Raw genomic sequence first — 13,867 nt, forward strand, 5'->3', positions numbered from 1 at the left:
TAACCGATTTTTAACACTTACACGATGCCTTTGACGCTGTCCGCCAGAGAAGTTGTCGGGTGACCGGTTAATTGGCTCAGGGTGTGGCTGTCGTCGAACAGACCACCTTTTGAGGCACCGATGTCAGAGTCGGCGAGCATATCCGCCAGTCCGGCAGGCAAACCAAAATCTTTCAGCGCAGCGGCAAAATCGGCTTCACTCAGGTTTTGATACACCACTTTTTTGCCACTCTGTTTTGCCAGTTCGGCGGCCAGTTGGCTCAGGGTCCAGCCCTCATCGCCCGCCAGCTCGTAGATCTTACCGGCGTGACCGTCTTCACTGATGACGCGTGCGGCAGCGGCAGCATAGTCGGCACGGGTCGCTGAGGCGATTTTGCCTTCGCCCGCAGCACCAATAAACACGCCGTGCTCCAGCGCGGCTGGCGCGCTGGCCAGATAGTTTTCGGTATACCAGCCGTTACGCAGCAGGGTATAAGCAATGCCGGAGTCAGCCAGCATTTTCTCGGTTTCCACGTGTTCAGCTGCCAGCCCCAGCGGAGAGCTGTCGGCATGCAACAGACTGGTATAGGCAATAAATTTCACATTAGCGGCTTTTGCCGCGTTAATCACGTTGCGATGCTGTGGGGTACGTTGCCCAACTTCGCTGGACGAGATCAGCAGCAGCTTGTCGATCCCCTGCAATGCTGTAGTGAAAGCGGCCTCGTCGATGTAATCCGCCTGACGGACGGTAATACCCTGTTGGCTGAGTGCAGTAGCTTTGGCTGGGTTACGCACAATGGCCACAATCTGGCTGGCGGGTACGGTTTTCAGCAGGGCTTCAATAACGTGTTGGCCCAGTTGGCCAGTGGCACCGGTAATCGCAATCATGGGGAACTCCTTGGTGTTTGTCTTGTGTTTAGTAAAGCTAGCACTTAAACTTACTTTTAGTAAGTACGTACAAAAAGGTAAGTATAAATATGACAACTTCGACACTTTCTCAGCAATTGCGTGACGGCAACTTATTTGCCGAACAGTGTCCCTCCCGCGAGGTGTTAAAACACGTCACCAGCCGCTGGGGCGTGTTGATTCTGGTGGCGCTGCGTGATGGTACGCACCGGTTCAGTGATTTACGTCGCAAGATGGGCGGCGTTAGTGAAAAAATGCTGGCGCAATCCCTGCAGGCGCTGGAGCAGGACGGGTTTATCAACCGGGTGTCGTATCCGGTGGTTCCGCCGCATGTGGAGTACAGTCTCACGCCGTTGGGTGAGCAGGTGAGTGATAAAGTTGCTGCACTGGCGGACTGGATTGAAATGAATTTACCGCAGGTGCTGGCACTGAGGGAAGAGCGGGTTGCATGATATGTTGCCGGATGGCGTTTCGCTTATCCGGCCTGTGTGCGTACAAAATTTTTAAGCCGGACAAGGCGTTAGCCGTCATCCGGCATTAACGTTACTTACTCAAATCCAACTGATAAATGGCAAAACCGATATCGTCGGTGGCGACTTTCTTCAGCGGATACTGCCCTTTCTCTTTGATAAACGTGGCGGCTTTATCGGACGGCGACGTTTCAAAGCGAATATCCAGTTTCGTATCGCTGTGGATCGGCGCCAGACGCCAGTTGTTATCCGCCGCCGGGTGAATTTCACCTGCACTCTTCGTCTGGGCACCTATCCATGCCGCCAGCACTGAGCGGTTTTCATCCGGTGAAGCAAACGCGATATGGCTGTCGCCGGTACCGGCGAACTTGCCACCGTAGGCGCGATAGTTGTTGGTTGCTACCAGGAAGGTCGCGTCAGGATCGATAGGTTTACCGTTAAAGGTCAGATTTTTAATACGCTCTGCTTTGGCGTTCACGGTCTGGCACTCGCCGTCGTAGCGGGCGGGTTGTGAAACATCAATCTGATAATCCACGCCGTCAATCACGTCGAAGTTGTAGGTACGAAAGCCGTCCCAGTTAATTAACGACTGGGGTTTGTTGCTGTGAATATCAATCTGATTAAACTGCCCGGCGGAACATTCCAGCCACTCTTTCACTTCTTTACCGCTGGCTTTTACCACCACCAGGGTATTCGGATACAGATAGAGATCGGCGGCATTACGGAAAGTCAGCTGGCCTTTTTCGACTTCTACAAAGCTTGCCGGATCGTTTTTACGTCCGCCAACCTTAAACGGCGCAGCGGCAGAAAGTACCGGCAGTTTTGCCAGGTCTGGATCACCCTGAATAAAGTGTTCAACGTAGGCCTTTTGCGCGTTATTCACGACCTGTACGGTCGGATCGTCCTGCACTAATGCCAGATAGCTATACATGTTATCGGCAGATTTTCCGATTGGCTTACTGACAAACTCACGCGTGGCGTCGTGATCGGCTTTCAGGATCTCAACTATCTTGCTGTCCTCGGCAGCCAGGGATTTTTTAGCCGCCGCGTCATAAATGGGACGCGCCTCGGCTTTCGCCTGGGTGACCTGCCATTTACCACTGTTGTCGTTCAGTACCAGATCCACCACGCCCAGATGATCTCCCCACATGCCTGGCATTACTGCAGGAATACCGTTCAACGTGCCTTTGGTAATGTCTGCGCCTTTGATACTGGCAAAGTCTTTACCCGGGAAAACGGCGTGAGCGTGGCCAAACATAATCGCATCCACGCCCGGGACTTCGCTGAGGTAATAAACAGAGTTTTCCGCCATGGTCTGGTATGGGTCGGCAGAGAGACCGGAGTGAGCAATCACTACCACCACATCAGCGCCTTTTTCGCGCATTTCCGGCACATACTTACGTGCGGTTTCGGTAATGTCATTCACCGTCACTTTACCGCTGAGATTAGCCTTGTCCCAGGTCATGATCTGCGGGGGTACAAAGCCGATATAGCCAATCTTCAGTGTCTGCTTTTTGCCCTCATTATCGACAACTTCAGTGTCTTTAATCAGGTAAGGGGTAAACAGCGGCTTTTGGGTCTTAACGTCGATGATATTGGCGTTAACGTAGGGAAATTTTGCGCCAGCGAGCGCTTTATGCAGATACTCCAGCCCATAGTTAAACTCATGGTTGCCGAGGTTGCCCACCGCGTAATCGAGAGTATTGAGCGCCTTATAGACCGGGTGAGTCTCGCCAGTTTTAAGCCCTTTGGACGCCATGTAATCACCGAGAGGGCTGCCCTGAATCAGATCGCCGTTATCGACCAGAACGCTGTTTTTTACTTCACCCCTGGCGGCATTAATCAAACTTGCCGTACGCACCAGACCGAATTTTTCAGTTGGTGTATCTTTGTAATAATCGAAATCCATCATGTTGCTATGCAAATCAGTGGTTTCCATTATGCGGAGATCGACGGTTGCAGCATTCACGCTGGCTGCAATCAGCGTGGCCAGAAGCGTTGCACTAAACTTAATCATCAGGGGCATCCTTTTTAAGATCTAAGCCACAAAAGAAAATGTATATAAATCTTCTTGCTTACAGAACTGTGAATCATGACATGAAGTTAGCGTTTAAAACCGCAGACGCTATCACAGTTGGCGGATCCCCTGACGATCGGGTATAAGTAAAACAACGAGTTAACATCACTGATATATACTCTAAATAATTCGAGTTGCAGGAACGCAGCCAACGTACATGCAACTTGAAGTATGACGGGTGTAAACGAGGTGGAGAATGCTAGAACATGTATGCCAGCTTGCACGGAACGCGGGCGATGCCATTATGCAGGTCTACGATGGAATCAAACCGATAGAGATCACCAGCAAGCAGGATGATTCTCCGGTCACTGCGGCGGATATTGCCGCGCACATGGTGATCCTCGAAGGATTACAGGCCCTGACGCCAGATATTCCGGTTTTATCAGAAGAGGCTCCCCCGGGCTGGGATATACGTCAGCACTGGCAGCGCTACTGGCTGGTTGATCCTCTGGACGGAACGAAGGAGTTCATCAAACGTAACGGCGAATTCACCGTGAATATTGCGCTAATTGAGAAGGGAAAACCGGTTCTGGGCGTGGTGTATGCGCCGGTGATGAACGTGATGTACAGCGCGGCGGAAGGTAAGGCGTGGAAAGAAGAGTACGGCGTGCGCAAGCAAATCCGGGTACGCGACGCGCGTCCACCGCTGGTGGTGATCAGCCGTTCGCATGCTGACAATGAGCTAAAAGAGTATCTGCAACAATTAGGCGAGCATCAGACCACGTCGATTGGATCGTCGCTGAAGTTTTGTCTGGTCGCTGAAGGGCAGGCACAGCTGTACCCGCGCTTTGGGCCAACCAATGTTTGGGATACTGCCGCAGGCCACGCTGTTGCCGCAGCAGCCGGGGCGCACGTTCACGACTGGCAGGGGAAACCCCTGGATTACACTCCGCGTGAATCGTTTCTCAACCCCGGCTTCCGGGTCTCTATTTACTGAGCAACTTATGCAGCAGGGCAATAACCTGCTGCACCTCTTCCTGCGTCAATGCGCCATCTTTTGCCCACTGAATGCGGCCATCCTTGTCGAGTACCGCGATGGCTGAACTTTCTTCATCCAGTTGCCAGGCTTTACGCGCAACACCGTTACTGTCGACAATAAACTGTGACCAGGGATAGAGCTTCTTATTACTCTCAAGGCTGCTGCGAACGAACATGCCGGAGCCTGGAATGGCGTCGTCTGTATTGACGATGGTGGTGGTCTGGTATTTATCGTGCGGCAGATTTGCCGCTTTGATTGCCTCGATTAACGTCGCGTTTTTCTCTTTGGCAGAAGTGCGTCCGGCAATGTGTTGCACAATGCGTACCTTCCCTGGCAACTGCGCGCTATTCCAGCTTTTATAACTAAACTTATCGTTATCAAGCACCAGTTCACCGCGATCGGTAATCCCCACCGGCGGCACGCGCTGGTTGGTTTCAAACTTATGTGCGGAGGCCATCATGGGTAGCAGCAGGCATGATACCGCCAGCAGTTTTTGTAAGGTCATGGTGTTTCCTTCTTTCTTTATATTTTGCAGGTGATCCGACCACTTGGGTCTGGAATTTAATCATATGTGCGAATGATGCTTTTTCCCGCAAGTGCGATGCCAGTTTGCGGACGGGCGCACAAATCCTGTGAAAAATGAAGGCTTATACTGAAGACAGCGAATGGATGAAAAGATAATTCTGAATAATTGTAACCTGAAGGTAAATAAACTTATACACGCTGGAAACATCGTAGAGATAGTCTATAGTCATAGGGCATTAAAATTTGCGCCTGAGTATTGTCGGACCGATTGTGGTACCGCAAAGGCGTAATGCTCAGCAGGAGACAACAATGAAAATTTTCCAACGATACAACCCGCTGCAGGTGGCGAAGTACGTGAAGATCCTGTTTCGTGGACGGTTATATATCAAGGATGTAGGCGCTTTTGAATTTGATAAGGGTAAGATTCTTATCCCAAAAGTGAAGGACAAACAGCATTTCTCTGTGATGTCCGAAGTTAACCGTCAGGTTTTGCGTCTGCAAACTGAGATGGCTTGACCAAAGTGCTATGCAGTAGTGTAAGTGGTATATAAAAAACGGCTCCTTAAACAGGAGCCGTTGATGTTTTTACACTCAGGACATTCAGGCTTTGCTTTCTTCTTTTGCATCCGGCAGTTTCGGCACCAGGACGCTGGGTTTGCTGTCCAGTCGCGTCACCAGCAGCTGATCGATCTTGTAGTTATCGATATCCACCACTTCAAATTTATAGCCTGAGAACTTCACCGAGTCGGTGCGTTTCGGGATTTTACGCAGCATAAACATCATGAAACCGCCGATAGTTTCATAGTTGCCAGACTGTGGAAACTCGTCGATATCCAGCACGCGCATCACGTCATCAATCGGCGTACCGCCGTCAATCAGCCAGGAATTCTCATCACGTGCTACGATCTGTTCTTCAAGGCCTTGACCGACTAAGTCACCCATCAACGTGGTCATTACGTCGTTAAGCGTGATAATCCCTACTACCAGCGCGTACTCGTTCATGATGACGGCAAAGTCTTCACCTGCAGTTTTGAAGCTTTCCAGCGCTTCTGAGAGCGTCAGCGTATCCGGGACAATCAGTGTATTGCGGATCTGCACGCCGCTGTTTAGCGCCATGCTCTGGTTTGCCAGTACGCGGTTAAGCAGATCTTTGGAGTCCACATAGCCAATGATGTGGTCGATATCTTCATTACACACCAGAAACTTGGAGTGCGGATGTTCCGCAACTTTGTTCTTCAGGCTCTGCTCGTCTTCGTGCAGATCGAACCAGATAACGTTTTCACGTGATGTCATGGAAGACGGGACGGTACGGGATTCCAGCTCGAACACATTTTCAATCAACTCATGTTCCTGTTTACGCAGTACACCCGCCAGCGCGCCAGCTTCTACCACGGCGTAAATATCGTCTGAGGTGATGTCATCTTTGCGCACCATTGGGATCTTAAACAGGCGGAAAATGTTATTTGCCAGGCCGTTAAAGAACCACACCAGCGGGCGGAACACGAACAGGCAGAAGCGCATCGGGTTGATGATACGCAAAGCCACAGCTTCTGGCGCAATCATACCGATGCGTTTCGGGGTTAAATCCGCGAACAGGATGAACAGGCCAGTTACCAGTGAGAACGAGAGGATAAAGCTCAACTGTTCGGACAGCTCTGGAGCGAAGTATTGCGAGAACAAGCCGTAAAAAGCCGGAGAAAACGCAGCATCCCCCACGATACCGCCAAGAATGGCGACGGCGTTAAGACCAATTTGCACCACGGTGAAGAACATGCCGGGATTTTCCTGCATCTTCATAACGCGTTGTGCATTGATATTGCCTTCATCGGCAAGCAGCTTAAGTTTAATTTTGCGTGATGCGGCAAGCGAGATCTCGGATATCGAGAAGAACGCACTCACGGCGATCAGGCAGAGAATGACTAAAATACTGTTTAACATATCTTATCCGACCGTTAAGGCCAGATCCTCGGAAGGGAGAAGTTGATACTCGTCGTCTTTCAAGCCGCAGATGCGTTGGCTGCACTCATTCACCCCAGTCACATAGTTATCTATGCTCCTGGGGATTCACGAGTTTGCCGCCTTTCTGCAACTCGAAATCCATAGAGTATAAATCCAATGGAATATTCATTGAAAACCGGCTCGCGGAAGTGAGCCGGTAAATTCAGAAGCTAGTATAGCGTAAGCGACTGTAAAGTCGCCAGAGGCTGATATTTATCCTTGTGGCGGCAGGCAAACCCCAATGCCGCCAATGCCGCAATATCCATAAGGATTTTTGTGCAGGTACTGCTGGTGATCGTCTTCGGCATAGTAGAACGGGGTTGCCGTTTTGATTTCCGTTGTAATAGGACGATCATCACCGGCTGCGGTCATCGCTGCCTGAAAGCGTTCAAGGCTGGCCTGGGCTGCGGTATTTTGCTCCGGAGTTAATGGATAAATTGCGGAACGATACTGAGTACCCTGATCGTTGCCCTGACGCATACCTTGCGCCGGGTCGTGATTTTCCCAGAATACCTGCAGTAGCTGTTCGTAGCTGATAACATGCGGATCATAGACGATACGTACTGCTTCAGCATGGCCCGTATCACCAGAACAAACCTCCCGATAGGTTGGATTGGGGGTATAGCCGCCAGTGTATCCGGCTGCAGTGCTGTACACGCCGGGGAGTGACCAGAACAAACGTTCTACGCCCCAGAAACAGCCCATGGCGAAAAGGGCGATCTCCATACCGTCGGGCACGTTGGTCATTGAATGTTGGTTAACCGCATGCAGCGTTGCCACTGGCATCGGGGTGTTGCGTCCAGGTAATGCATCTGCTTGAGTAACAAGATGCTTTTTATCAAATAAACTCATGGCCGTTCTCCCGAAATCAGTCATTTGGGTTAAGGTTGTAACAAGACGCGTCTTTGCCCACAATAAACGGTGTGAATACGTCTAGAGTTAAACATAAGAAATATTTGGGTTGTCGTCTGTTTTTCAACTCTTATTGTTGATTTTTTGTTAAGCCCAGGAACGGCATAGTATTTTTTTCCAGGGGTGGGAAAAAAGGATATTCAGGAGAAAATGTGCCACATATCCGTCAGTTATGTTGGGTGGGGTTACTGTGCTTAAGTGGCTCAGCCGCCGCTGCGAATGTTCGCTTACAGGTCGAGGGATTATCGGGACCGCTGGAAAAAAACGTCCGTGCGCAGTTATCCACGATTCAGAGTGATGAAGTCACGCCTGACCGCCGTTTTCGTGCGCGCGTCGATGATGCTATTCGCGAAGGGCTAAAAGCGCTGGGCTATTTTGAGCCGACCATTGATTTTGAATTGCGTCCACCACCGGCGAAGGGACGTCAGGTGTTGATTGCCAAAGTGACACCCGGTGAACCGGTACTGATCGGCGGAACCGACGTCATTTTACGCGGTGGGGCGCGCACTGACAGAGATTATCTGGACCTGCTAAAAACGCGTCCAGCCATCGGCACTGTGCTGAATCAAGGCGACTATGACAGCTTCAAAAAGTCGCTAACCAGCGTGGCGCTGCGTAAGGGCTATTTCGACAGTGAATTTAATAAAAGCCAACTCGGGATCGCGCTCGATCGTCGCCAGGCATTCTGGGATATCGATTACAACAGCGGAGAGCGTTATCGTTTTGGACATGTCACCTTTGAAGGATCGCAGATTCGCGATGAGTATCTGCAAAATCTGGTGCCGTTCAAAGAAGGCAAAGAGTACGAATCGAAAGATCTGGCGGAGCTGAACCGTCGTCTCTCGGCAACCGGTTGGTTTAATTCTGTAGTGGTCGCGCCGGAATTCGACAAAGCCCGCAAAACCAAAGTGTTGCCGCTGAAAGGCGTGGTCTCGCCACGCACGGAAAACACCATTGAAACCGGGGTCGGCTATTCCACCGACGTCGGGCCACGGTTAAAAACCACGTGGAAAAAACCGTGGATGAACTCGTACGGTCACAGTCTGGCGACCAGCGTCAGCGTTTCTGCGCCTGAACAGGTTCTTGATTTCAGTTATAAAATGCCGCTGTTAAAGAACCCACTGGAGCAGTACTACCTGGTTCAGGGGGGATTTAAACGTACCGATTTGAACGATACCGAGCAGGACTCCACCACGCTTGCCGTCTCTCGCTACTGGGATCTCTCCAGCGGCTGGCAGCGCGCAATTAACCTGCGCTGGAGCCTCGACCACTTTACCCAGGGTAATGTCACCAATACCACCATGCTGCTCTATCCTGGTGTGATGATTAGCCGGACGCGCTCGCGCGGCGGTCTGATGCCCGTCTGGGGGGATTCTCAGCGCTATTCCATCGATTACTCGAATACCGCCTGGGGTTCAGATGTCGATTTCTCCGTCTTCCAGGCACAGAACGTCTGGATCCGCACGTTGTACGACCGTCATCGCTTTGTGATGCGCGGTAACCTCGGCTGGATTGAAACCGGAGACTTCGACAAAGTACCACCGGATCTGCGTTTCTTCGCCGGGGGCGACCGCAGTATTCGCGGTTACAAATACAAATCTATTGCGCCTGAAGGCAGCGACGGCAAACTGAAAGGGGCCTCGAAGCTGGCGACAGGATCGCTGGAATACCAGTACAACGTGACCGGAAAATGGTGGGGTGCGATGTTTGTTGATAGCGGTGAAGCGGTCAGCGATATCCGCAGAAGTGATTTTAAAACCGGTGCCGGGGTTGGTGTGCGCTGGCAGTCACCGGTAGGACCTATCAAGCTCGATTTTGCTGTACCTGTCGGCGACAAAGATGAGCATGGTTTACAGTTTTACATCGGTCTGGGGCCTGAATTATGAGTTTATGGAAGAAGATAAGCCTCGGCGTTCTGATTTTTATCCTGCTGTTGTTAGGCACCGTAGCGTTTCTCGTGGGTACAACCTCGGGTCTGCATCTGCTCTTTAAGGCGGCTAATCGCTGGGTTCCGGGGCTGGAGATAGGCCAGGTCACTGGCGGCTGGCGGGATTTATCGCTGAAAAATATCCGCTACGATCAGCCTGGCGTGGCGGTGAATGCGGGTGAAGTGCATCTGGCCGTCGGCCTCAACTGTCTGTGGAACAGCAGTCTGTGCGTCAATGATCTGTCGCTAAAAGATATTAACGTGGCTATCGACAGTAAAAAGATGCCGCCTTCTGCTCCGGTGGAGGAAGAGGATAGCGGCCCGCTTAATCTGTCAACGCCTTATCCCATCACGCTTTCACGCGTGGCGCTTAACAACATCAATATCAAAATTGATGACACCACCGTTTCCGTGCTGGATTTTACTTCCGGCCTGAACTGGCAGGAAAAAACACTGACCCTGAAGCCAACGTCATTACAGGGCCTGCTGATTGCACTGCCTAAAGTGGCGGAAGTCGCCCAGGAAGAGGTTGTTGAGCCGAAGATCCAGAATCCGCAGCCGGATGAGAAACCGTTGGGTGAAACGCTCAAAGATCTGTTCTCAAAACCGGTCCTACCGGAAATGACCGATGTTCACCTGCCGCTGAATCTCAATATTGAAGAATTCCGCGGCGAGCAACTGCGCGTGACCGGGGATACCGATCTGACAGTACACAACATGTTGCTGAAAGTGAGCAGCATTGACGGCAATATGAAGCTCGATGCGCTGGATATCGACTCCAGCCAGGGGACGGTGAACGCCAGTGGGACGGCGCAACTGACCGATGCGTGGCCAGTCGATATTACGCTGAACAGCACGCTGAACATTGACCCGTTAAAAGGCGAAAAGGTGAAGCTGAAGGTTGGCGGCGCGCTGCGCGAACAACTGGAAGTGGGTGTTAATCTATCCGGCCCGGTGGATATGGATCTGCGCGCACAAACGCGCCTGGCGGAAGCAGGATTACCGCTCAATCTGGACGTCGTCAGCAAACAGGTTTACTGGCCGTTTACCGGCGATAAGCAATTCCAGGCCGATGATATCAAGCTCAAACTGACCGGCAAAATGACGGACTATACGCTGTCGATGCGCACAGCAGTGAAGGGACAGGACATTCCTCCGGCAACCATTACGCTGGATGCTAAAGGCAACGAACAGCAGATTAATCTCGACAAACTTACCGTGGCGGCGCTGGAGGGGAAAACCGAACTCAAAGCGTTGCTTGACTGGCAGCAGGCTATAAGCTGGCGTGGAGAACTGACGCTGGATGGTATTAACACTGCGAAAGAGCTTCCGGACTGGCCGTCAAAACTGAATGGTTTGGTGAAAACCCGAGGTAGCCTGTATGGCGGAACCTGGCAGATGGAGGTTCCGGAGCTAAAGCTGACCGGTAACGTTAAACAGAACAAGGTTAATGTGAATGGCTCACTGAAAGGGAACAGTTACCTGCAGTGGACAATCCCAGGCCTGCACCTGGAACTGGGGCGTAACAGCGCCGAGGTGAAAGGTGAACTGGGGGTAAAAGATCTCAATCTCGACGCGATGATTGATGCTCCGGGCCTGGATAACGCGCTACCGGGGTTAGGCGGTACGGCGAAAGGTCTGGTCAAAATTCGCGGTACGGTGGAAGCGCCGCAACTGTTGGCGGATATCACCGCCCGTGGCCTGCGCTGGCAGGAACTCTCCGTTGCCCAGGTGCGCGTTGAAGGCGATGTGAAATCGGCTGAACAAATCGCCGGTAGCCTCAACGTGCGCGTAGAGCGGATTGTGCAACCTGATGTGAATATCAATCTCGTTACCCTGAATGCCAAAGGCAGCGAAAAGCAGCATGAGCTGCAGCTGCGTATTCAGGGGGAGCCGGTCTCCGGGCAGCTTGACCTGGCAGGGAGTTTTGATCGCAAAGAACAGCGCTGGAAAGGAGCCTTGAGCAATACCCGCTTCCAGACGCCGGTTGGTCCGTGGTCGCTGAACCGCGCGATAGCGCTGGATTACCGTAATCAGGAACAGAAAATCAGCATCGGGCCGCACTGCTGGAACAATCCAAACGCTGAGCTGTGCGTGCCGCAGACGATTGATGCCGGTGCTGAAGGACGTGCAGTGGTTAATCTGAACCGCTTCGATCTGGCGATGCTGAAACCGTTTATGCCAGATACCACGCAGGCGAGCGGTGTGTTCAGCGGTAAAGCCGATGTAAGCTGGGACACGACTAAAGAAGGGTTGCCACAGGGAAAGGTAACGCTAAGCGGGCGTAACGTGAAGGTCACACAAAGCGTCAATGATGCACCGTTGCCGGTGGCATTTGAAACGCTGAATATGACCGCTGACCTGCATAATAACCGTGCCGAACTGGGATGGCTGATTCGCCTGACCAATAACGGACAGTTTGACGGGCAGGTGCAGGTTACCGATCCGCAAGGGCGACGCAACCTTGGCGGTAACGTTAATATCCGTAACTTTAATCTGGCGATGGTCAATCCCATCTTCTCGCGTGGTGAAAAAGCTGCGGGGATGTTAAACGCTAACCTGCGCCTCGGCGGCGATGTGCAAAGCCCGCAGTTGCTCGGACAGTTACAGCTTAGTGGTCTGGACATTGACGGCAACTTTATGCCATTTGACATGCAGCCAAGCCAGCTGGCGATTAATTTCACGGGGTCACGTTCGACGATTGCGGGCGTGGTGCGCACGCAGCAGGGACAGATTAACCTGAGTGGTGACGCCGACTGGACTCAGATAGACAACTGGCGGGCGCGTATCGCGGCTAAAGGCAGCCGCGTTCGTATCACCGTGCCGCCAATGGTTCGTCTGGATGTATCTCCGGATGTGGTCTTCGAAGCCACGCCAAGTTTATTCACGCTGGATGGTAGCGTTGATGTACCGTGGGCGCGTATTGTGGTGCATGACCTGCCGGAAAGCGCGGTGGGTGTCTCCAGCGATATGGTAATGCTCAATAACGATCTTCAGCCTGAGAAGCCACAGAGTGCGGGTATTCCGATCAACAGCAATCTGATCGTGCATGTAGGCAACAACGTGCGCATCGATGCGTTTGGTCTGAAAGCAAGACTGACAGGCGATCTGAAAGTGGCGCAGGACAAGCAGGGGCTGGGGCTTAACGGGCAGATTAACATCCCGAGCGGTCGCTTCCATGCTTATGGTCAGGATCTTATTGTGCGCAAAGGCGAGCTGTTGTTCTCCGGCCCGCCGGACCAGCCGTTGCTCAACATCGAGGCGATTCGTAACCCGGATGCCACTGAAGACGACGTCATTGCCGGTGTTCGCGTTACAGGTACTGCTGATGAACCAAAAGCGGAGATCTTCTCTGACCCGGCGATGTCACAGCAAATGGCGCTTTCCTACCTGCTTCGTGGGCAAGGACTGGACAGCGAGCAGAGCGACAGTGCGGCAATGACATCAATGCTTATTGGTCTGGGGGTTGCACAAAGTGGTCAGGTTGTGGGTAAAATCGGGGAGACATTTGGCGTAAGCAATCTGGCACTGGACACACAAGGGGTGGGCGACTCATCTCAGGTGGTTGTCAGCGGATACGTACTGCCAGGTCTGCAGGTGAAATATGGTGTGGGTATATTTGACTCCTTAGCGACACTCACGCTACGTTATCGTCTGATGCCTAAGCTATATCTGGAAGCCGTGTCTGGCGTAGATCAGGCACTTGATTTGCTCTATCAGTTTGAGTTTTAGCAATGCGAATATTTGTCTACGGTAGTTTACGACGCAAACAGGGCAACAGCCACTGGATGACCAACGCCCAGTTGCTGGGTGATTTCAATATCGAGAACTACCAGTTGTATAGTCTGGGCCACTATCCAGGCGCAGTTCCGGGAAACGGATCGGTACACGGGGAAGTTTATCGTATTGACAACGCTACGCTGGCAGAGCTTGACGCTCTGCGTACGCGAGGCGGCGAGTATGCACGCCAGTTAATTCAGACGCCGTACGGAAGTGCATGGATGTACGTGTACCAACGTCCGGTCGAGGGGTTAACGCTGATTGAAAGCGGTAACTGGTTAGACAGAGACCAGTACTAATATGAACACGCCACCC

General features: G+C 52.1%; 11 protein-coding genes. 6 read left to right on the forward strand and 5 right to left on the reverse strand.

All coding sequences use genetic code 11. The features are described 5' to 3' along the window. Nucleotides 1-17 precede the first annotated feature (17 nt). Nucleotides 18-866, reverse strand: a complete 849-nt coding sequence (locus AACS05_RS01980) for an SDR family oxidoreductase (RefSeq protein ID WP_045439053.1) — start codon at nt 864-866, stop codon at nt 18-20. Between the two features lie 89 nt (nt 867-955). Here AACS05_RS01980 and AACS05_RS01985 point away from each other — a divergent pair, with 89 nt between their 5' ends. Then, nucleotides 956-1,336, forward strand: a complete 381-nt coding sequence (locus AACS05_RS01985) for a winged helix-turn-helix transcriptional regulator (protein ID WP_045439054.1) — start codon at nt 956-958, stop codon at nt 1,334-1,336. A 91-nt stretch (nt 1,337-1,427) separates the two neighbouring features. Here AACS05_RS01985 and AACS05_RS01990 read toward each other — a convergent pair whose 3' ends face one another. After that, a complete protein-coding gene (locus AACS05_RS01990) occupies nt 1,428-3,371 on the reverse strand; it encodes a bifunctional 2',3'-cyclic-nucleotide 2'-phosphodiesterase/3'-nucleotidase (RefSeq protein ID WP_071828882.1) in 1,944 nt (647 codons plus the stop codon). A 256-nt stretch (nt 3,372-3,627) separates the two neighbouring features. On the opposite strand from AACS05_RS01990, the gene cysQ reads away from it, so the two are divergent. Next, nucleotides 3,628-4,368 carry a 3'(2'),5'-bisphosphate nucleotidase CysQ gene (gene cysQ, locus AACS05_RS01995; RefSeq protein WP_045439058.1) on the forward strand — a complete coding sequence of 247 codons (741 nt, stop codon included), beginning with the start codon at nt 3,628-3,630 and terminating at the stop codon, nt 4,366-4,368. On the opposite strand, the gene AACS05_RS02000 is transcribed toward cysQ, so the two are convergent. Then, nucleotides 4,358-4,915: a YtfJ family protein gene (locus AACS05_RS02000; protein ID WP_045439061.1), complete on the reverse strand. Its 558-nt coding sequence runs from the start codon at nt 4,913-4,915 to the stop codon at nt 4,358-4,360. The genes cysQ and AACS05_RS02000 overlap by 11 nt on opposite strands. A gap of 329 nt (nt 4,916-5,244) precedes the next feature. Between AACS05_RS02000 and AACS05_RS02005 the strand changes: the two genes are divergently transcribed. After that, entirely contained in the window at nt 5,245-5,451 is a 207-nt protein-coding gene (locus AACS05_RS02005) for a DUF1107 domain-containing protein (protein ID WP_041143739.1), read from the forward strand. A gap of 84 nt (nt 5,452-5,535) precedes the next feature. Here the strand turns inward: AACS05_RS02005 and AACS05_RS02010 are convergent, their stop codons facing one another. Both AACS05_RS02010 and msrA read right to left on the reverse strand, forming a co-directional pair. Next, complete coding sequence (locus tag AACS05_RS02010) at nt 5,536-6,873, reverse strand: hemolysin family protein (RefSeq protein WP_045439075.1); 1,338 nt, start codon at nt 6,871-6,873, stop codon at nt 5,536-5,538. 273 nt (nt 6,874-7,146) lie between these two features. Beyond that, nucleotides 7,147-7,785 (reverse strand): peptide-methionine (S)-S-oxide reductase MsrA, encoded by a 639-nt coding sequence (gene msrA / locus AACS05_RS02015; protein ID WP_045439078.1) that lies wholly within the window; start codon nt 7,783-7,785, stop codon nt 7,147-7,149. 212 nt (nt 7,786-7,997) lie between these two features. On the opposite strand from msrA, the gene tamA reads away from it, so the two are divergent. The 3 genes from tamA to AACS05_RS02030 are packed head-to-tail and all read left to right on the forward strand — an operon-like array spanning nt 7,998 to nt 13,851. Beyond that, complete coding sequence (gene tamA / locus AACS05_RS02020) at nt 7,998-9,731, forward strand: autotransporter assembly complex protein TamA (protein ID WP_045439081.1); 1,734 nt, start codon at nt 7,998-8,000, stop codon at nt 9,729-9,731. Further along, complete coding sequence (tamB, locus tag AACS05_RS02025; RefSeq protein WP_045439084.1) at nt 9,728-13,504, forward strand: autotransporter assembly complex protein TamB; 3,777 nt, start codon at nt 9,728-9,730, stop codon at nt 13,502-13,504. The genes tamA and tamB overlap by 4 nt, the downstream gene beginning before the upstream one ends. A gap of 2 nt (nt 13,505-13,506) precedes the next feature. Next, nucleotides 13,507-13,851 (forward strand): gamma-glutamylcyclotransferase family protein, encoded by a 345-nt coding sequence (locus tag AACS05_RS02030; protein ID WP_045439093.1) that lies wholly within the window; start codon nt 13,507-13,509, stop codon nt 13,849-13,851. Nucleotides 13,852-13,867: the final 16 nt, after the last annotated feature.

The organism is Citrobacter sp. S-77 (assembly GCF_963864895.1).
GTDB classification, from domain to species: domain Bacteria; phylum Pseudomonadota; class Gammaproteobacteria; order Enterobacterales; family Enterobacteriaceae; genus Citrobacter; species Citrobacter murliniae.

Coding starts and splice junctions, on each gene's coding strand:
- AACS05_RS01980 (WP_045439053.1), bottom strand. CDS start 866: ATGATTGCGATTACCGGTGCCACTGGCCAACTGGGCCAACACGTTATT.
- AACS05_RS01985 (WP_045439054.1), top strand. CDS start 956: ATGACAACTTCGACACTTTCTCAGCAATTGCGTGACGGCAACTTATTT.
- AACS05_RS01990 (WP_071828882.1), bottom strand. CDS start 3,371: ATGATTAAGTTTAGTGCAACGCTTCTGGCCACGCTGATTGCAGCCAGC.
- cysQ (WP_045439058.1), top strand. CDS start 3,628: ATGCTAGAACATGTATGCCAGCTTGCACGGAACGCGGGCGATGCCATT.
- AACS05_RS02000 (WP_045439061.1), bottom strand. CDS start 4,915: ATGACCTTACAAAAACTGCTGGCGGTATCATGCCTGCTGCTACCCATG.
- AACS05_RS02005 (WP_041143739.1), top strand. CDS start 5,245: ATGAAAATTTTCCAACGATACAACCCGCTGCAGGTGGCGAAGTACGTG.
- AACS05_RS02010 (WP_045439075.1), bottom strand. CDS start 6,873: ATGTTAAACAGTATTTTAGTCATTCTCTGCCTGATCGCCGTGAGTGCG.
- msrA (WP_045439078.1), bottom strand. CDS start 7,785: ATGAGTTTATTTGATAAAAAGCATCTTGTTACTCAAGCAGATGCATTA.
- tamB (WP_045439084.1), top strand. CDS start 9,728: ATGAGTTTATGGAAGAAGATAAGCCTCGGCGTTCTGATTTTTATCCTG.
- AACS05_RS02030 (WP_045439093.1), top strand. CDS start 13,507: ATGCGAATATTTGTCTACGGTAGTTTACGACGCAAACAGGGCAACAGC.